The sequence below is a fragment of the Bradyrhizobium sp. i1.15.2 genome, from assembly GCF_040548425.1.
Lineage (GTDB): Bacteria > Pseudomonadota > Alphaproteobacteria > Rhizobiales > Xanthobacteraceae > Bradyrhizobium > Bradyrhizobium canariense.
Genome location: NZ_JBEPRQ010000025.1, coordinates 1 through 19,363, shown reverse-complemented (window position 1 = coordinate 19,363; position 19,363 = coordinate 1). Strand labels below are relative to the sequence as shown.

The following is a 19,363-nucleotide window of genomic DNA, read 5'->3' as shown; positions in this document are numbered from 1 at the left end:
GAACGACGAACCAGACGCAGAAAGCCCGGGACAACCGCCCGGGCCTTCCGAATTCAACCGATGGCTTCGAGCGCGCCTTACGCGCTCGCCATGTCCGGGAAGACCGCCTCGATCTTGGTCTTCAGCGTCGCCGCGTTGAACGGCTTGACGATGTAGTTGTTCACGCCGGCCTTCTTGGCCGCGATCACGTTCTCGGTCTTTGATTCGGCCGTGATCATGATGAAGGGCGTGGTGGCGAGGTTCGGATCCGCGCGCACTTCGCGCAGCAGGTCGTAACCCGTCATCGGCTCCATGTTCCAGTCGGAAATCACGAGACCGTACTTCTTGCCACGCATCTTGTTCAGCGCTGCCGAACCGTCGCTTGCATCATCGATATTCTCGAAGCCAAGCTGCTTCAGGAGGTTCCTGATGATACGGATCATGGTGCTGTAGTCGTCAACCACCAGAACCGACATCGACAAATCAACCGCCATCTCGACTCCCCCAACGCAAACCCAGGAAATATTACGATCGGACCTGCCGGGCCGGAGCCCCGCGGTTCCACGCTCCAAGGACTAGCACCAAGGCGTTAAACAGCGCGTTAACTGGGAACGCCCCCGGTGGACTGAAATCACCTTCGATGCGGCCGCCCCCCTCCCGCTTGACTTCATCCGGCCCGTCGCGCCACGGTCCCGGCCGGTCCCGCCGGTTCGAGAATTCCCCTGATGGCTCCGCATTTTACCGTTATCCGCGACACCACGCCGGACTCCGCCATTGCAAGGGGGGCCGTGGTCGCCATGGGCAATTTCGACGGCGTTCATCTCGGCCATCGCGCCGTGATCGCCGCAGCCCTGGAAATGGGCAGGATCCATGGCCGCCCTGCGCTGGCATTGACCTTCGAGCCGCATCCGCGGCGGTTTTTCAGCCCCAACACCCCGCAATTCCGCCTGACGGACGAGCGTGCCAAGCTGCGGCTTCTGGCCGGCACCGGACTTGACGGCGCCGTGGTCATGACCTTCGACAAGTCCCGCGCCGGGACCAGCGCGCAAGACTTCATTCACCATGACCTGATCGGGCGCCTGGGCATCGGCGGAATCGCCGTCGGCTACGACTTCCACTTCGGCAAGGGTCGCGTCGGCTCGCCGAGCCTCCTGGTCAACGAGGCGCCCCGGCTCGGCATCGAGGTCGACGTGCAGCCGCATGTCGACATCGACGAGCGGCCGGTCTCGTCCAGCGCGATCCGGATCGCGCTCGCAGAAGGCCAGATCGACGAGGCCACGGCCATGCTCGGCGCGCCCTGGTTCATCACCGGCGAGGTCATCCACGGCGAGAAGCGCGGCCGCGACCTCGGTTATCCCACCGCCAATATCCGCCTCGATGCCAATTGCGGCCTCAAGCACGGCATCTATGCGGTGCGGGTCGGCCGCGGCGCGGAGCGGCTGGACGGGGTGGCAAGCTTCGGCCGCCGCCCGACCTTCGATAACGGCGCGCCGCTGCTGGAAATCTTCCTGTTCGACTTCAAGGGCGATCTTTACGGACAGACGCTCGACTGCGCCTTTATCGGCTTCATCCGCGAGGAGCTGAAATTCGACGGCCTGGATGCCCTGATCCGCCAGATGGACGACGATTCCGCCCGCGCCCGCGCCATGCTCGCCGCCGCCCCGGACGCGTTTCCGCGGCTTGGCATCATCGATTGAGGCCGGAAACCGGCCCCCGAACCTTTTGCGCTTCCCTTAGCCCCCTGCTATGGAGAGCCCATGTTTGCGCGGCGCATCATAGGGATTAGCGGCCCGGCTTCCGCCTGAGCCTTCGGCTCGGCGCAAGACCGGGATGTTGTCGTTTCACCCGCGATTCCGCATCGCCATCCGTTCCCGCGCCCTTCCGAGCCAGTCAGCCTCATGTCCGACAAGCCACAAAAGTCCCAAAAATCCGAAGCCAAAGACTATTCGAGAACCCTGTTCCTGCCGCAGACCGAATTCCCGATGCGCGCCGGCCTGCCGCAGCGCGAGCCGGAGCTGCTGAAATACTGGAACGACATCGGGCTGTACGACAAGCTGCGCCAGGAAGCCCAGGGCCGCGCCAAATTCGTGCTGCATGACGGCCCGCCCTACGCCAATGGCAACATCCATATCGGGCACGCGCTGAACAAGATCCTCAAGGACGTCGTGACCAAGAGCCAGCAGATGCTCGGCTTCGACTCCAACTATGTGCCTGGCTGGGACTGCCACGGCCTGCCGATCGAATGGAAGATCGAGGAAGAGAACTACCGTTCCAAGGGCAAGCAGAAGCCCGACTTCCGCGACTCCGCCGCGATGGTGGCGTTCCGGAAAGAGTGCCGCGCCTATGCGACACACTGGATCAACGTGCAGCGTGAGGAATTCAAGCGCCTCGGCATCATCGGCGACTGGGATCATCCCTATCAGACGATGAGCTATCCCGCCGAAGCGCAGATCGCGCGCGAGCTGATGAAGTTCGCGGCCAACGGCACGCTGTATCGCGGCTCCAAGCCGGTGATGTGGAGCGTGGTCGAGAAGACCGCGCTCGCCGAGGCCGAGGTCGAGTACGAGGACTACACCTCCGACATGGTGTGGGTGAAGTTCCCCGTCACGTCCCCGGCACATGGTGCGCTCGCCAATGCTTCGGTCGTGATCTGGACCACCACGCCCTGGACACTGCCCGGCAACCGCGCGATCTCGTTCTCACCGAAGATCGCCTACGGCCTCTACAAGGTGACGGATGCAGCCGCGGACAATTGGGCGAAGACCGGCGATCTCCTGATCCTGGCCGATGCGCTTGCCGCAGAGGTGTTCAAGCAGGCGCGCGTCACGGCCTATGAGAAGCTGCGCGACATTCCCGGCGATACGCTGGACGCCGTGGAGTGCGCTCATCCCTTGCGCGGCCTCGATGGCGGTTACGCGTTTATCGTGCCGCTGCTCGCCGGCGAGCATGTCACCGACGATACCGGCACCGGCTTCGTGCACACCGCGCCGAGCCACGGCCGCGAGGACTTCGACGTCTGGATGGCCAATACCCGCGAGCTCGATGAACGCGGCATCTCGACCGCGATCCCCTACACTGTCGACGAGAACGGCGCCTATACCGCGCAGGCCCCCGGCTTCACCGGCAAGCGCGTGCTCAACGACAAGGGCGAGAAGGGCGATGCCAATGAGGCCGTGATCAAGGCGTTGATCGAGGCCGGCAAGCTGCTCGCGCGCGGCCGCCTCAAGCACCAATATCCGCATTCCTGGCGCTCGAAGAAGCCGGTCATTTTCCGCAACACGCCGCAATGGTTCATCGCGATGGACAAGGACATCAGCGAAGATGGCCATGCCAAGAAGGGCGATACACTGCGGGCCCGCGCGCTGCATGCGATCTCGGTCACGCAATGGGTGCCGCCGTCGGGTGAGAACCGCATCAACGGCATGATCGCCAACCGTCCGGACTGGGTGATCTCGCGCCAGCGCGCCTGGGGCGTTCCGATCGCCGTGTTCGTGCGCGAGAAGAGCGACGGCTCGGCCGAAATCCTGCAGGACGAGATCGTCAATCAGCGCATCACCGAGGCCTTCATGGAGGAAGGCGCCGACGCCTGGTACATGGAAGGCGCCCGCGAGCGCTTCCTTGGATCGCGCGCGAGCGAAGACTGGAAGAAGATCGACGACATCTGCGACGTCTGGTTCGATTCCGGCTCGACGCATGCATTCGTGCTCGAGGATCGCCAGAACTTCCCGCAGCTCGGCAACATCGTCCGCAAGGTCGATGGCGGCGACGACACCGTGATGTATCTGGAAGGCAGCGACCAGCATCGGGGCTGGTTTCATTCCTCGCTGCTGGAGAGCGCCGGCACGCGCGGCCGCGCGCCCTATGACATCGTGCTCACCCACGGCTTCACGCTCGACGAGAACGGCCGCAAGATGTCGAAGTCGATCGGCAACACCGTCGAGCCACAGAAGGTGATCAAGGATTCGGGCGCGGATATCCTGCGCCTGTGGGTCTGCGCCACTGACTATGCCGACGACCAGCGCATCGGCCCGGAGATCCTGAAGAACACCATCGAGACCTATCGCAAGCTGCGCAACACCGTGCGCTGGATGCTGGGAACGCTGGATCACTACAAGCCCGCCGACGCAGTCGCACCCGCCGACATGCCTGAGCTCGAACGGCTGATGCTGCACGAGCTCGCGGTCCGTGCTGCCGTCGTCCGCAAGGCCTATCAGGAGTTCGACTACAAGACGGTGGTCGCAACCTTGTCCGCATTCCTGAACAGTGAGCTCTCCGCGTTCTATTTCGACATCCGCAAGGACACGCTGTATTGCGATCCGCCCTCCTCGCCGACGCGCAAGGCGGCGCTGACCACGATCGATCTGTTGTGCAGCTCGATCCTGAAATGGCTGGCGCCGATCCTCAGCTTCACCGCGGAGGAAGCCTGGCGCATGTACAGGCCCGGCGCCGAGCCCTCGGTGCACCTGACGCAGTTTCCCGACGACCTCGAAAGCCTGCGCGACGACAAGCTCGCCGCGAAGTGGGAAGCGATCCGCAACGTCCGCCGCGTCGTCACCGGTGCGCTGGAGCTCGAACGCGCCGCCAAGAACATCGGCTCGTCGCTGGAGGCCTCGCCGGTGATCTATGTCGCCGACCGCGACATGCTTGCGACGCTGTTCGACACCGACCTCGCCGAGATCTGCATCACCTCGAACTACGAGGTGCGCGAGGACGAGGCGCCGGCTTCCGCATTCCGTCTCGATGCCGTTCCCGGCATCGCTGTCGTGGTGGAGAAGGCGGTCGGCACCAAATGCGCCCGTTCCTGGAAGATTTCGCCGACGGTGGGTGAAGACCCCGAATACCCCGACGTCACCCCGCGCGACGCCAAGGCGCTGCGCGAATGGAAGGCGCTGGGGGTGAGTGTCTAACTTCGTGTCGTCCCGGCGGAGGCCGGGACCCATAACCACGACCGCCGATTGCAGCGAAGGCTGATGACCACGAGTCCCTCAAACAACTTCCGCCTCGGAGTATGGGTCCCGGCCTTCGCCGGGACGACGGCGGTGTTTGTAGTGGAGATAGAGATCTCGCCTGCATGACCCCGCTCCGCGCCGGCATCCTCGCGGCCCTGCTCACGCTGGTGGCCGATCAGGCTTCAAAGCTCTGGCTGCTGAATGTGTTCGACCTTGCCCGTCGCGGCGCGGTCGAGGTGACCCCGTTCTTCGACCTGGTGCTGGCCTGGAACATCGGCATCAGCTTCGGCTGGCTCCAGAACGACGGCCAGGCTGCGCAAATGGCGCTGATGGCCGTGAAGGTCCTCGCCGTGGTTGCGCTGGCGATCTGGATGGCCCGCTCGCACACCCTGCTGGCAACCATCGCGCTCGGCCTGATCATCGGCGGCGCCATCGGCAATGGGATCGATCGCCTCGCCTATGGCGCGGTGGTCGATTTCGCCCTGTTTCACGTCGAGATCGGCGGAAAGACCTATAATTGGTACGTGTTCAACCTCGCGGACGTGGCCATCGTTGCTGGCGTGGCGGCGCTATTGTATGATTCCTTCCTGGGGGTACCCGCCGCAAAAGCGCCCTGATCCCGGCCGATACGGACCGGCAGGCGGACCCTTGTTTTTGCGAGGGATTATGCCGCGCGAGAGCGGCAAACTGCCACAATTTGGAACAGGTACAGTGATGCGCAGCTCGAAGACCAGCAGTTCGATGGTTGGAGATCCCGGGCAAGGGTTCTGGCGGGCATTGAAATTGTCCGCTGTCGCACTCGGCATCGGTCTCGTCATGTCGGCTGGCGCCGCCCGCGCCGGTGACGACGGCGAGGACGATGACGATATGACCTTCGAAGAGAAGCTCATCGACAATCTGATGTCGGGCATCGGCGCCAAGAGCATGGAGAAGAAGGGTATTGAGTACCGTGAGCGGTCGCCGCTGGTGGTACCGCCCAAGCTCGACCTGCCGCCGCCCGCCGGCACCGAAGCCAAGAACGCGCCGAACTGGCCGAAGGACCCGGACGAAAAGCGCCGCAAGGAGGCCATCGCCCAGCGGAAAAAGGCCGTCAAGGCCACAGAGAACTGGCAGGCAGGCCGGACGTTGTCGCCCGCCGAGATGGAGGTCGGCAGGACAGCCGCACCCGAGCGCACGAGCAACGACCCCATCCAGCCGGGCACCAACGGCAACCCGTCGCTCAGCCCCGCCCAACTCGGTTTCACCGGCGGTCTGTGGGGCATGATGTCGAACAACAAGGGCGAGGCGAAGCAATTCACGACCGAGCCGCCGCGCCAGTCGCTGGTCGAGCCACCGCCGGGCTACCAGACGCCGTCGCCGAGCTACGCCTATGGCGCCGGAGAGGACAAGACGAGGCGGACCTATTTCGACATCATGTCCGGGAAGGACAAGGAACAATAACGCTCCTGTCACTTTGCGATATCCCGACAGACGCGGTCCCGCGCCGACGGCTCGTGCGCGCCGGACGCGGTCTTTAATTGCTTATCAGTAACTTGCGCCCGAGTTGAGTTCTCTGCTTCGTGACGCGAAGCGTTTGCCGCACGGTGTACCATGCCGTGCCTCCGAGCCGGACATCCGGGCTCGGCCTTTCATAAGGATCATGATGTCCTCTTACCGATCGGCTGCCCGCCTCCTTGCCGCGCTGCTTTCGACGAGTGTCCTCACGGCCGGCGCATCTCTTGCGCAGACCACGGTGACATCGGCTCCGCCCGCCAGCTTCACGCTTGGAAACGGCATGCAGGTCGTGGTGATTCCCGACCACCGCACGCCCGTCGTCACGGAAATGATCTGGTACAAGGTCGGCTCGGCGGACGAGACGCCGGGCAAGTCCGGGCTCGCGCACTTCCTCGAGCACCTGATGTTCAAGGGCACATCGAAGCATCCGGTCGGCGAATTCTCCCAGACCGTGCTCCGCGTCGGGGGCAACGAGAACGCCTCGACCTCGGTCGACTACACCAACTATTACCAGCGCGTGCCGAAAGAGCAGCTGCCGACCATGATGGAGTTCGAGGCCGACCGCATGACCGGCCTGATCCTCAAGGACGAGAACGTGCTGCCCGAGCGCGACGTGGTGCTCGAAGAATACAACATGCGCGTCGCCAACAATCCGGACGCGCGGCTGAACGAGCAGATCATGGCCGCGCTCTATCTCAACCATCCCTACGGCCGGCCGGTGATCGGCTGGCACCAGGAGATCGAGAAGCTCGATCGCGAGGATGCGCTCGCCTTCTACCGCCGCTTCTATGCGCCGAACAACGCGATCCTGGTGATCGCGGGCGACGTCGAGGCCGCCGACATCCGCCCGCTGGTGGAGCGCAATTTCGGCTCCATCCCGGCCCAACCCGCGATCCCGGCCCGCCGTGTCCGCCCGCAGGAGCCGGAGCCCGCGGCGCCGCGCACCGTGACCCTTGCGGATCCGCGCGTCGAGCAACCCGGCTTGCGGCGCTATTACCTGGTGCCCTCGGCGACCACGGCTGCGGCCGGCGAAAGCGCGGCCCTCGACGTGCTGGCGCAGCTAATGGGCAGCGGCAACAATTCCTATCTCTACCGTGCGCTCGTGGTCGACAAGCCGCTCGCGGTCTCCGCCAGCGCCAGTTATTCGAGCATCTCGCTCGACCCGACCCAGTTCGCGATCTCGGCTTCGCCCAAATCCGGCGTCAGCTTCGCCGAGATCGAGCAGGTGGTCGACGGCGTCATTGCCGACATCGCGCAGAATCCGATCCGTGCCGAGGATCTCGAGCGGGTCAAGACCCAGCTCATCGCCGAGGCGATCTACGCCCAGGACAACCAGGCGGTGCTGGCACGCTGGTATGGCGGCGCACTGACCACGGGCCTGTCGATCGAGGACATCCGGAGCTGGCCAGATCGCATCCGCGCGGTCACCGCCGAGCAGGTCCGCACCGTCGCGCAGAAATGGCTCGAGAAGAAGCGCTCAGTGACAGGCTATCTGATCAAGGACACCGCGACCACCAAACGCGAGGAGAAGCGTTCGTGACCTATCCCTTCCTTCGACGCGTTGCGTTCTCCTTTGCCACCGGCGCGGCACTCGCGCTCGCTACCGTCTCGCCGTCGCAGGCGGCTGCAAAGATCCAGCACTTGACGTCGCCGGGCGGCATCGAGGCCTGGTTCGTGCAGGATGCGACCGTACCGCTGATCGCCATGGAATATTCCTTTGCCGGCGGCTCGGCCCAGGATCCCAAGGACAAGTCGGGCGTCGCCAATCTGGTCGGCGATCTCCTCGACGAAGGCTCCGGCGATCTCGATTCCAAGACCTTCCATGAGCGGCTCGATCGCCGCGCCATCGAGCTCTCCTTCTCCGCCACCCGCGACACGTTCCGCGGCAGCCTGCGCATGCTGCGCGACAACAAGGACGAGGCCTTCGACCTGCTGCGGAGCGCGCTGACCTCGCCGCATTTCGAAACCGCCGATGTCGAACGCATTCGCTCGCAGGTAATCTCGGGCCTGCGCCGCGAGACCACCAACCCGACCTCGCTGGCGAGCCGCAAATTCCTGGAAGTCGCCTTCGGCGAACATCCCTACGGCCGGCAGTCCAACGGCAACCTCGACAGCGTTCCGACCATCACGATCGCCGACATGAAGGACTATGTCGGCCGCGTGCTCGCCAAGGACACGCTGAAGATCGCGGTGGTTGGCGACGTTGATCCCGATACGCTCGGCAAGCTGCTCGACCACACGTTTGGCAGCCTGCCCGCCAAGGCCAATCTCGTGCCGGTCCCCGACGTCGAGGCCGCCAAGCCGCCGCAACGCGCCTTCGTGACGCTCGACGTTCCCCAGACCGTGATCACCTTCGGCGGCCCCGGGGTGAAGCGCAGCGATCCGAACTTCATGGCGGCCTATGTCGTCAACCACATCCTCGGCGGCGGCGGGTTGTCCTCGCGGCTTTATCGCGAGGTGCGCGAGAAGCGCGGGCTGGCCTATTCGGTGTTCGAATCGCTGCTCTGGATGGAGCATTCGGCGGTCTTCATCGGCAATACCGGCACCCGCGCCGACCGCGCAGGCGACACCATCGACGCCATCGACAAGGAAGTGCGTCGGATCGCCGAGGAAGGCCCGACGCAGAAGGAGCTCGATGAGGCCAAGTCCTACCTCAAGGGCTCGCAGATGCTGGCGCTCGATACCTCCTCGAAGCTCGCGCAGGCGCTGCTGCAATATCAGCAGGACAAGCTGCCGATCGACTACATCGAGAAGCGCAACGCCGTCGTCGATGCGGTCACCATGGATGACGCCAAGGCGGCCGCAAAGCGCCTCTGGGGCCAGGGCCTCCTGACCGTCGTCGTCGGCCGCGCTCCGCAGGCGGCGGCGCAACCGGCAGCCGCACCGGTGACGAAGTCGAACTGACGTCTTTCGTACGCTTCTGAAATGGCCGGGCTCGCCCGGCCATTTGCATTCCGGGCGCCATTGCCGAACCTAGGCGTCCGGGATATGTCCGGGCATCACGAATGGTGCCACCATGCTGCGGATATCCCGCGATCTCGTCATCGACGAGGACGACATCGAGATCGGCTTTGTCCGCGCCTCCGGCCCCGGCGGGCAGAACGTCAACAAGGTCGCGACCTCGGCGCAATTGCGCTTCGACACCCGCAAACTGACGCTGCCGGAGGATGCCGCGTTGCGCCTGGCCCGGCTCGCAGGGCAGCGCATGACCAAGGACGGCGTCATCGTGATCCAGGCCCAACGCTTCCGCACCCAGGAGCGCAACCGCCAGGACGCCATCGACCGCCTTACGGAGATGCTCGGCGAAGCCATGATCCGGCCGAAGCCACGGCGCGCGACAAAGCCGACCTTTGGGTCCAAGCAGCGCCGGCTCGAGGGCAAGAAGCGCCGCAGCGACATCAAGTCGAAGCGCGGCGGGCATTTCGAGGATTGACCGATTGACGAAAAAACCTCCGGCCGCAATGCGACCGGAGGTTTGCCGTTTCGCTGGCTGCGTCAGTAGCGCTTGCCGGTCGCAGCACCGCCCGACACGGAATCGTCAGCCGTGCCCTTGTGCGTCGCGCTGCCGGTGGTGCCGACCGTGCCCTTCGTACCCTTGGTCGACTTCATGCCGACCTTCTCACCCGCGGCTCCCTGCTGTGCGCCGAGATCCTCTTCATCGCCGCTCGAGGCACCGCCCTGCATGGTCTTGCCCTGCGCGCTGCCACGCAACTTGGTGTCCGACGATACGCCTTGTGCGAGAACCGGTCCCACCAGCAGTGCGGAAAGAGCGCATGCGATTACAGAGGTCTTCACTACCTTCATCCATTTCTCCTGGATTTTGTTCGCGATGAGCGGTTGGTGTTTTCGCCGTTCGCCTGGACTGGACCATCCCATCGCGCAGAGAGCCGAACGGCGCAGTCGCCATGCAATCCGGATCGTGTGGTCATCGTTGAGGGATTTCGCGGCGGTTTCGCGGAATTGTGCTCCTCATATGCGGCGGTGCGGAACAAGTTGCGGACCGCGAACGCGACGCTCGGGCTCGCGGGGTCGTCAACGACGGCCCCCGCGACCGGCGCGATCGTCCAATGTCTTCAGTGCGATAGGCCCCCCTTTTCCCCAGGGCGCCACGCGCCTGTTGCTCACCACATGCTTTTGACGCAACACGGCCTAGAATAGCGTCCCGAATCTGAAATCGAACTCATGCCCGTCCGCCAATTGCCAGAACAGGTCGTCAACCGCATCGCCGCCGGCGAGGTGGTCGAGCGTCCCGCGAGCGTGGTCAAGGAACTGGTCGAGAACGCCATCGATGCCGGCGCCAGCCGCATCGACGTCTTTACCGATGGCGGCGGGCGCCGGCGTATCGGCATCACCGACGACGGCGGCGGCATGACCGCCAGGGACCTCTCACTGGCGGTCGAGCGTCACGCCACCTCCAAGCTCGACGACGAGGACCTGCTGCAGATCCGCACGCTTGGATTCCGCGGCGAGGCGCTGCCCTCGATCGGCTCCGTGGCGCGGCTCTCCATCACCACGCGGCATGCCAGCGAGCCGCATGCCTGGGCGCTCAATGTCGAGGGCGGCGAGAAGTCCGAGATCATGCCGGCCGCGCTCGCGCACGGCACGCGGGTCGAGGTCAATGACCTCTTCTACGCCACGCCGGCGCGGCTGAAGTTCTTGAAGACCGACCGGACCGAGGCGGAAGCGATCCGTGAGGTGGTGCGGCGCCTCGCGATGGCGCGGCCCGAAATCGCCTTCACGCTCGCGGGCGAAGAGCGCGCCCCGGTGACCTGGGCTGCCGCACTGCCCGGCGTCGCCGGTCGCCTCACGCGTCTCGGCGACATCCTGGGGGCAGAGTTCCGCAGCCATGCCATCGAGGTCCATGCCGAGCGCGAGGGCGTGGTGGTCGCCGGCTATGCCGCAGCGCCCGCGCTGACCAAAGCCAACGCGCTTGGGCAATATCTCTTCGTCAACGGCCGCCCGGTGCGCGACAAGCTGATCTTAGGGGCGGTACGCGGGGCCTATGCCGATTATCTGCCGCGCGATCGTCATCCGGTGCTGGCGCTGTTCGTCACGCTCGATCCGCGCGAGGTCGACGCCAACGTGCATCCGGCCAAGACCGAGGTGCGCTTCCGCAACGCCGGCCTCGTCCGCGCGCTGATCGTGCACGGATTGAAGGAAGGGCTTGCACGGGAGGGCCGGCGTACGGCCGCCAACAGCGGCGAGAGCGCGCTGTCGTCGTTCCGCCCCGCATTCACGCCGCGCCCGGCAAGCTGGGACTGGCGGGCGTCGCCATCCGCCCCGGTCGCGCCGATGCCGTCATTCGACGGTGCGGCTGCGCCCACCTTCGCCGAGCGCGCGCAGGCTGCGTTCGATGTCGGTGCGCCCAGTGCGGACGTGCGGATCGAAACGCAGCCCGCCGGCGATCTGGTCCACCGCCCGCTCGGCGCGGCGCGCACGCAAATCCACGAGACCTATATCGTCTCGCAGACCCGCGACGGCCTCATCATCGTCGACCAGCACGCCGCGCATGAACGCATCGTCTACGAGCGGCTGAAGGCTTCGCTGGCAGCCAACGGCGTGCAGCGGCAGATCCTGCTGATCCCCGAGATCGTCGAGATGGACGAGGCCACGGTGGAGCGCCTGCTGGAGCGCAGCGAGGAGCTGGGGTCGTTTGGTCTTGCGATCGAATCCTTCGGCCCCGGCGCGGTCGCGGTGCGCGAGACGCCGTCGCTGCTCGGTAAGACCAATGCGGGCGGGCTGTTGCGCGATCTTTCCGAGCATATGGCCGAGTGGGACGAGGCGCTGCCGCTGGAGCGCCGTCTGATGCACGTCGCCGCCACCATGGCCTGCCACGGCTCGGTGCGCGCCGGCCGCAGGCTGCGGCCGGAGGAGATGAACGCCCTGCTCCGCGAGATGGAGGACACCCCGAACTCCGGCCAGTGCAATCACGGCCGCCCGACCTATGTCGAGCTGAAGCTGAGCGACGTGGAGAAGCTGTTCGGGCGGAGGTAATTCGAAATTACGGTCGCTTCAAAAACACGAATTCCGTGTCGTCATAAGGGCGCCGCTCCAATTCCTCGAAGCCTTCCGGCGTGACGAACTGCGCAGCCTTCGCCTCTTCCACGACGAGCAGCGCGCCCGGCGTCAGCCAGCCGCCGTCGCGCAGGCTCGCAAGCGCCTTCTCCGCAAACCCCTTGCCATAGGGCGGATCGAGGAACACCAGCGAGAACGGCTCGACCGGATGCGCAGGCCCGAGATCGGTCGCATCACGACGATAGACTTTTGTCACGCCACCCAAGCCCAGCGTCTCGACATTATTCCGCAGCAGGGCGCGCGCCTCCGCGCCGTTGTCGACGAACAGCACGAATTTCGCGCCGCGTGACGACGCCTCGATGCCCAGCGCGCCGGTGCCGGCGAAGAGATCGAGCACGCGCGCATCCGCAATCGGATCGTCATAGGCGTGCACGAGGATGTTGAACACGGACTCGCGCAGGCGGTCCGCCGTGGGGCGGATGTCGCGCGAGGACGGTGAGGCCAGATTGCGCCCCTTCAATCGACCGCCGACGACGCGCAACGTCAGTCCTCCTTCGGCGCCAGATCGCGCTTGCCGTGATAGCCGCGCTTGGGACGGCGCGGCGGGCCGTAGCCGCTGGCCTCAGCCTCGTTGCGCTCGCGCGCTTCCTCGCTGCCGGTGCGTTGCACCAGGACGCGGCGGCCCTTGCGGTCGTTGATCACGCCGCGCTTGCTCGCGGGCTTCTTCTCGCGCGGCGCGTCGTCTCCCTCATGCGAGGCAGATTTCTGCGGCACGTCGAACTGCGCACCCGATTTCTCGATGATCTTTTCGCCGAGCTGGTCGCGCAGCACGCGGGACTTGATCTCCTCGACCTGGCCCTCGGGGACCTCGCCGAGCTGGAACGGGCCGTAGGAGACCCGGATCAGCCGGTTCACCTCGAGTCCAAGATGAGCGCAGACATTGCGCACTTCGCGGTTCTTGCCCTCGCGGATCGCGAAAACCAGCCAGACATTGGCGCCCTGGTCACGCTCCAGCGTCGCGTCGATCGGACCGTATTTGACGCCCTCGATCTCGATGCCGTTCTTCAGCTCGTCGAGCTGCGCCTGCGTGACGTCGCCATGGGCGCGGACACGGTAGCGGCGCAGCCAGCCGGTGTCCGGCAGCTCGAGCGTGCGCGCGAGCCCGCCATCGTTGGTGAGCAGCAGCAGGCCCTCGGTGTTGAAGTCGAGCCGGCCGACGCTGATCAGCCTCGGCAGACCTTCGGGCAAATTGTCGAATACGGTCGGACGCCCCTCGGGATCGTCATGGGTCGTCATCAGGCCGCGCGGCTTGTGATAGAGGAACAGCCGCGTGCGCTCGCGCTCCGGCAACGGCTTGCCGTCGACGGTGACGACATCGTTCGAGGTGATGTCGAGCGCCGGCGAGTTGATGACACGGCCGTTGACGCTGACGCGGCCCTGCGTGACCATCTCCTCGGCATCGCGGCGCGAGGCAAGGCCCGCACGCGACAGCACCTTGGCGATACGCTCGCCAGCTTTCTTCGGCTTGACCTCTTCCTCGCGGCGCGGCCGCCGCTCGGAATCACGATCACGGTCGCGATAGGCGCCGCGACCGCCGAAGGCGGGACGTTTCTCGAAGATCCTGCTCTCGTCCTCGTTTTCGCGGCGTGGACGATCGCCGGTGCGAGCTTCGCTGCGGGGATGCTCGTGCCAGTCGGAGCGGCCCTCGGAGCGCTCGCGCGGACGATCGAATTTCGGGCGATCGCCGCCGCGATCGAACCTGGGACGATCATCGCGCGGACGATCGAATTTGGGCCGCTCGCGGAATGGACGGTCACCCGATGGACGATCGTCGCGCGAACGCGAAAAGCGCGGACGGTCGTCGCCGCCGCCTTGCCGATCGTCGCGCTTCTGCCAAGGCTTGTCCTGACCGCGGTCGCTGCCGCCAAAATCCTTGCGCGGACCCTTGCTGAAGTCCTTGCGCGGCGGCCGGTCGCCGCGTGGGGCCGCATCGCGCTTCTGCCAGGGTTTCGAATCGCTGCGCTCGCTGCGATTGCGGTCCGGTGCGCCGCGCGAAAACTTTCGCTCGCCATCGAACTTGCGTTCCGGACGGTCGCCACGCGGCGCGTAAGGTCGCTTGTCGCCAAACTTCGTGTCACCGGTTCGGCCGGCCGGACGGGAATCGTCGCGATCCCTGCGCGGCGGACGGTCATCACGGCCATAGGACGGGCGATCACCGCGCGGCTTGAACGACCGCTTCTCGCCATCGCGCGAGGGGCGATCAGAAAATGGGCGGTCGCCCCGGGGCTTGAACGGGCGCTTCTCGCCGTCGCGCGACGGACGATCCGAAAACGGACGGTCTTCACGCGGCTTGAAGGGCCGATCGCCACGCGGCTTGAAGCTGCGCTCACCACGATCTTCGCCGCGCGGCCGGTCTTCCCGATTGAACTTCGGACGGTCGCTGAAGTCGCGGCGCGGGGCATCGCCCTCCTCGCGGCGGCGGACCGGTCGGCTGTCACGGTCGCCGCGGGGCGGGCGGCTGTCGCCCTTGCCCTCGAAGCCGCGCTTGGCGAACTTCTTCTCGGGGCCCCGCGCCTTGCCGGAACGGCCGCCCTTGGCCGGGCCGCGATCACGACGGCCGCGGGAATCGTTGTCTTTGTCGCTGTCGCGAGGCATGAATAATCTCACTCAGGGGGTGGCCAGAAAGCATTGTGCGCGCTCGTTTCGAGCCGCATGCTCAGGCAAATTCGGTAAGCACTTCTGCTGAAGGCGCAGCTACTAGCAGGTTTCTCGCGATGATACGAGGCTTGAAAGCCCCCTCTTTCATGGATTTGGCGCTCAAAACGGCCGAAAACGCCGGAAAGGCGGGCGAAGTTCCGATCGGATGCGTCGTGGTCCGCAATTACGAGGTCATCGCCACCGCGGCGAACCGGACGCTGACCGACTACGACCCCACGGCGCATGCCGAGATCGTTGCGCTGCGCGAGGCGGCCAAAAAGATCGGCAGCGAGCGCCTGGTCGACTGCGACCTCTACGTGACGCTGGAGCCCTGCACCATGTGTGCGGGCGCGATCTCGTTTGCAAGGGTGAGGCGCCTGTATTACGGCGCCGCCGACCCCAAGGGCGGAGCGGTTGAATCAGGCGTGCGGTTCTTCACCTCGCCGACCTGCCATCACGTCCCGGATGTCTATTCCGGGGTCGGCGAAAGCGAGGCGGCGCGGCTGCTCAAGGACTTCTTTCGCGAGCGGCGCTAAGGCGCGGCAAAGAACTCGCGCAGCGCCTTCGCGGTCACATCCGGGTTCTCCTCGGTGAGGAAGTGCCCCGAATCCACCGGCATGCCATCCACGTTGGTCGCCCATTGCTGCCAGATGTCGAGCGGGGTGGCGGCGGCTTGCGCCACCCCGGCATTGCCCCACAGCGCCAGCATCGGAATCGTGATCTTCTTGCCGGCCTCGAAATCGGCCTTGTCGAGATCGTAGTCGAAATAGGCGCCGGCGCGATAATCCTCGCACATCGCATGCACGCGGGCGGGATCGCGGAATGGGGCGATGTAGTGTTCGAGCGCGCGCTCGTCGATGGCCTCCAGCGTCTTCGATTTGGTCTGGCTCGCCATCTTGAAGCGCAGGAAGAACTCGCCATTGCTCGCGACCAGCGTCTCCGGCAACGGGGCCGGCTGCGCCAGAAAGGTCCAGTGATAGATCTTCAGCGCGTAGGCGCGGTTCATCCGCTCCCAGTAATTATAGGTCGGCAGGATATCGAGCACCGCAAGCTTCGACAGCCGGCCGGGATGATCGAGCGCAAGGCGATAGGAGACGCGGCCGCCGCGATCGTGGCCGGCGAGTGCGAAGTGCACGTGGCCGAGGCGCTCCATCGCCTCGACCATGGCCTTGGCCATCGCGCGCTTGCTGTAGGGCATGTGCAGCGCATCGCTCTCGGGCATGTCGGACCAGCCATAGCCGGGTAGATCGGCGATGATCAGCGTGAACTGGTCGGCCAGCTGCGGCGCGACGCGGTGCCACATCACGTGGGTCTCGGAGAAGCCGTGCAGCAGCAACAGCGGCGGTCCCTTGCCGCCGACGCGGGCGAAGATGCGGCCGAGGGAGGTGTTGATCCATTCGGAGGCGAAGCCGGGATAGAGGTCGGCGAGATCGGACATCTTCTGCATCCTTATCTGTCAGCGTGGGCTGTTCGGTCTTGAGAATGCCCCAAAACAAAAAAGTCGAAAAACAACCCCATGCACAGTAGCTAAGTCCAACAGCCGCCTACACAATTTCGGAGTGCCGACGGCGCGGGCGGAAATTGCGCGCGCGTGCGAAAAAAGCCTGTCAGCCCTTGGACTTCTCGGCGTCCACCGCCTGCCAGCCGATGTCGCGGCGGCAGAAGCCTTCCGGCCAGTTGATGCGGTCGACGGCTTGATAGGCGCGGGCCTGCGCTTCCGTCACGGTCTTGCCGAGCGCGCAGACATTGAGCACGCGGCCGCCATTGGCGAGGATGGCGCCGTCCTTCTCGACCGTGCCGGCGTGAAAAATCTCGGCGGTCTCGACCTTCGCGGCGTCGTCGAGCCCCTCGATCCGCGTACCCTTCTGATAGTCGCCGGGATATCCCTTCGCCGCCATCACCACCGTGAGTGCGGCTTCCGGATACCAGCGGAGGTCAAAGTTCTTCAGCTGGCCGTCGCAGGCGGCGAGGAAGGCCGGCACGATGTCCGACATCATCCTGAGCATCAGCACCTGGCACTCGGGATCGCCGAAGCGCACGTTGAACTCGAACAGCTTCGGGCCTTGCGTCGTCAGCATGATGCCGGCGTAGAGGATGCCGCGAAACGGCGTGCCGCGCTGCTTCATGCCTGATACCGTCGGCAGGATGATCTTGGCCATGATCGCGTCGTGGATCGCCGGCGTCACCAGCGGCGTCGGCGAATAGGCGCCCATGCCGCCGGTGTTCGGACCGACGTCATGGTCGAACACGCGCTTGTGGTCCTGCGCGGAGGCCAGCGGAATGGCGGTCTCGCCGTCGCACAGCGCGAAGAAGCTGATCTCGCGGCCCGGCAAAAACTCCTCGATCACGACCTCGGCGCCGGCCTCGCCAAAGCCGCCCTCGAACATCATGGCGATGGCGTCCTCCGCCTCTCGCACCGACTTGGCGACGACGACGCCCTTGCCGGCGGCAAGACCGTCGGCCTTGACCACGATCGGCGCGCCCTGGCTCTGGACGTAGGCACGCGCATCCGCGGCGTTGGTGAATCGCTTGTAGGCGCCGGTCGGAATGCCGAATTCAGTGCACAGCGCCTTGGTGAAGCCCTTCGAGCTTTCGAGCTGGGCGGGGATCCTGTTCGGCCCGAACGCCTTGATGCCGGCGGCGGTGAGGTCATCGACGATACCGGCCGCCAGCGGCGTCTCCGGGCCGACCACCACGAGCTCGACCGCATTCGCCTTGCAGAAATCGATCACGGCGGCATGGTCGGCAACATCCAGCGCCACGCATTCCGCCTCGCGCGCGATCCCGGCATTGCCCGGCGCGCACCAGAATTTGGTCACCAGGGGGGAGGCTGCGATCTTCCACGCCAGAGCATGTTCGCGGCCGCCGGAACCGAGCAGGAGAATGTGCATCGAGGGCTCAGAATGAGGGGTTTGCTGGGGCGGAGGTCGCACGAATCGGGGTGCGGCTCAAGGGGTGTTGCCTCATTCACCCCGTCATTCCGGGACGCCGCGAAGCCGCGGGCCCGGGATAAATGGGGCCGCGCCACGCGCAGAGCGGTCGGCGATGCTCCGGAATCTATGTCCACTTTCGGCGGAATGACGAACATCGCCGAAGCTGCGACCGCCGCGATGCACAGGAGTGATCACCGTCTCTACGGCGAGTGCCAGCAGCCTTCTCCATCCGATGAGCTTCTGACGAGATGTCCCAGAGCCCACGCGAGCATTAGTCGGAGCGCATGGCGCATGTGTCCAAATAGCATTTATACAATTCGATTATTCAAACTTGGCTTCCATATTTTGCACCGCCGAACACCTGAATTGCATCTTTGCTCGCTTAAGACCATTGCCAACAGTCGCCTCTCTTGACGCGGAGGGCTTTCCCGTTGAAACTCAACCTATGTGCGAGAAGCACTAGCCAGCGGATAACAACTTCACCATGCCGGGGGGAGATGCCAATCTCCTCTCACCTTCGCAACGGCCTCTGACTACAGTTATCCGCTGGCGCACATCCTTGCAGTGCAAATGAATGAAATATCTTATAGAGCGCGAAATCGAACGGGAGGCGAAGAAGAGGCTCGCCGCTTATTCGCGCGCTCAGTACTATGTGCACAAATACCGTGTCGCGTTTTCAAAGCGAACTGGCAAAAAAGCGAAAGCGCCCGCACACACGTTGCCCAAGCAATGGAGTTTTCACAAACACTTTGATCCCCGTTACTGTCTCAATCATTCGTCTTTTTTGGCCAGCGGCATTTGGAGCAGCTTGCAGGCGAATACATATCGTCCAGTAGTCGCATCAAGGTCGGCTTTACCCAAGGCAACTGGGGGCGTCAGATATATTGACGCCTTCAGCATACCTGACGCTGTTATTGCGAAGATATTCCTGAACAATCTTCGCGCCCGAAACGCCAAGATATTCTCGGATTCAAGGTAACCCTACGCGGTAGGCCGCAGCGCGCTGATCTTTCCAGTTAACCGTTAGAACTCGTCGGACTCCTCGGTTTTCGGCTTCATCGTCGCAGCGAGCACTTGGCGGCGTTTTTCGATGATGCTAGGGTCCTCTTTGTGGATTGCGATCAGCTCTTTGAGGTTCTCGATCCCCTCATCGGTGAACGCCATCACCCCATCTTCACCGACGCCCACGACCCATAGCTGGCCATCCTCGGGGTCCATTTCTTCGGCGACCTCGAACAGCCATTCCTCGTCTTCTCCAAGCATCTCGGCGACATGGCCGAGGGTAAACACGTGGCT

Annotated in this window: 16 protein-coding genes; 9 read left to right on the top strand and 7 right to left on the bottom strand. The window is 64.8% G+C overall.

Translation table 11 applies throughout. The annotated features are described in order from the left end of the window. Nucleotides 1-77 precede the first annotated feature (77 nt). Complete coding sequence (locus ABIB80_RS30905; protein WP_007596883.1) at nucleotides 78-473, bottom strand: response regulator; 396 nt, start codon at nucleotides 471-473, stop codon at nucleotides 78-80. 231 nt (nucleotides 474-704) lie between these two features. On the opposite strand from ABIB80_RS30905, the gene ABIB80_RS30900 reads away from it, so the two are divergent. From ABIB80_RS30900 to arfB, 7 genes are all read left to right on the top strand, one after another. Next, nucleotides 705-1,676: a bifunctional riboflavin kinase/FAD synthetase gene (locus tag ABIB80_RS30900; RefSeq protein WP_007596884.1), complete on the top strand. Its 972-nt coding sequence runs from the start codon at nucleotides 705-707 to the stop codon at nucleotides 1,674-1,676. A gap of 201 nt (nucleotides 1,677-1,877) precedes the next feature. Next, entirely contained in the window at nucleotides 1,878-4,886 is a 3,009-nt protein-coding gene (ileS, locus tag ABIB80_RS30895) for an isoleucine--tRNA ligase (RefSeq protein WP_007596885.1), read from the top strand. 164 nt (nucleotides 4,887-5,050) lie between these two features. After that, the gene (gene lspA, locus ABIB80_RS30890; RefSeq protein ID WP_007596886.1) at nucleotides 5,051-5,545 is read left to right on the top strand and encodes a signal peptidase II; all 495 of its coding nucleotides are present in this window, start codon (nucleotides 5,051-5,053) and stop codon (nucleotides 5,543-5,545) included. Between the two features lie 97 nt (nucleotides 5,546-5,642). Beyond that, complete coding sequence (locus tag ABIB80_RS30885; RefSeq protein WP_007596887.1) at nucleotides 5,643-6,368, top strand: hypothetical protein; 726 nt, start codon at nucleotides 5,643-5,645, stop codon at nucleotides 6,366-6,368. Nucleotides 6,369-6,567: 199 nt separating this feature from the next. Continuing rightward, nucleotides 6,568-7,962, top strand: a complete 1,395-nt coding sequence (locus tag ABIB80_RS30880; RefSeq protein ID WP_198288256.1) for a M16 family metallopeptidase — start codon at nucleotides 6,568-6,570, stop codon at nucleotides 7,960-7,962. Next, nucleotides 7,959-9,326 (top strand): M16 family metallopeptidase, encoded by a 1,368-nt coding sequence (locus ABIB80_RS30875; protein ID WP_007596890.1) that lies wholly within the window; start codon nucleotides 7,959-7,961, stop codon nucleotides 9,324-9,326. The genes ABIB80_RS30880 and ABIB80_RS30875 overlap by 4 nt, the downstream gene beginning before the upstream one ends. A gap of 112 nt (nucleotides 9,327-9,438) precedes the next feature. After that, a complete protein-coding gene (gene arfB / locus ABIB80_RS30870) occupies nucleotides 9,439-9,855 on the top strand; it encodes an alternative ribosome rescue aminoacyl-tRNA hydrolase ArfB (protein WP_007596892.1) in 417 nt (138 codons plus the stop codon). A 62-nt stretch (nucleotides 9,856-9,917) separates the two neighbouring features. On the opposite strand, the gene ABIB80_RS30865 is transcribed toward arfB, so the two are convergent. Then, nucleotides 9,918-10,226, bottom strand: coding sequence for a hypothetical protein (locus ABIB80_RS30865; RefSeq protein WP_007596894.1), 309 nt, complete (start codon nucleotides 10,224-10,226; stop codon nucleotides 9,918-9,920). A 378-nt stretch (nucleotides 10,227-10,604) separates the two neighbouring features. Between ABIB80_RS30865 and mutL the strand changes: the two genes are divergently transcribed. Next, nucleotides 10,605-12,416, top strand: a complete 1,812-nt coding sequence (gene mutL / locus ABIB80_RS30860; RefSeq protein WP_007596896.1) for a DNA mismatch repair endonuclease MutL — start codon at nucleotides 10,605-10,607, stop codon at nucleotides 12,414-12,416. Nucleotides 12,417-12,423: 7 nt separating this feature from the next. Here the strand turns inward: mutL and rsmD are convergent, their stop codons facing one another. Both rsmD and ABIB80_RS30850 read right to left on the bottom strand, forming a co-directional pair. Further along, nucleotides 12,424-12,978 (bottom strand): 16S rRNA (guanine(966)-N(2))-methyltransferase RsmD, encoded by a 555-nt coding sequence (gene rsmD, locus ABIB80_RS30855; protein WP_007596898.1) that lies wholly within the window; start codon nucleotides 12,976-12,978, stop codon nucleotides 12,424-12,426. A gap of 2 nt (nucleotides 12,979-12,980) precedes the next feature. Beyond that, entirely contained in the window at nucleotides 12,981-15,092 is a 2,112-nt protein-coding gene (locus ABIB80_RS30850) for a pseudouridine synthase (RefSeq protein ID WP_007596899.1), read from the bottom strand. 119 nt (nucleotides 15,093-15,211) lie between these two features. Between ABIB80_RS30850 and ABIB80_RS30845 the strand changes: the two genes are divergently transcribed. Next, nucleotides 15,212-15,670 carry a nucleoside deaminase gene (locus ABIB80_RS30845; RefSeq protein ID WP_007596901.1) on the top strand — a complete coding sequence of 153 codons (459 nt, stop codon included), beginning with the start codon at nucleotides 15,212-15,214 and terminating at the stop codon, nucleotides 15,668-15,670. On the opposite strand, the gene ABIB80_RS30840 is transcribed toward ABIB80_RS30845, so the two are convergent. The 3 genes from ABIB80_RS30840 to ABIB80_RS30830 all read right to left on the bottom strand — a co-directional run. Next, nucleotides 15,667-16,572: an alpha/beta fold hydrolase gene (locus tag ABIB80_RS30840; protein WP_007596904.1), complete on the bottom strand. Its 906-nt coding sequence runs from the start codon at nucleotides 16,570-16,572 to the stop codon at nucleotides 15,667-15,669. The genes ABIB80_RS30845 and ABIB80_RS30840 overlap by 4 nt on opposite strands. A 169-nt stretch (nucleotides 16,573-16,741) precedes the next feature. After that, complete coding sequence (gene purD / locus ABIB80_RS30835; protein ID WP_007596905.1) at nucleotides 16,742-18,025, bottom strand: phosphoribosylamine--glycine ligase; 1,284 nt, start codon at nucleotides 18,023-18,025, stop codon at nucleotides 16,742-16,744. Nucleotides 18,026-19,090: 1,065 nt separating this feature from the next. Next, nucleotides 19,091-19,363 (bottom strand): hypothetical protein (locus ABIB80_RS30830; RefSeq protein WP_354128948.1); only part of this gene is annotated, 273 nt, incomplete at its 5' end.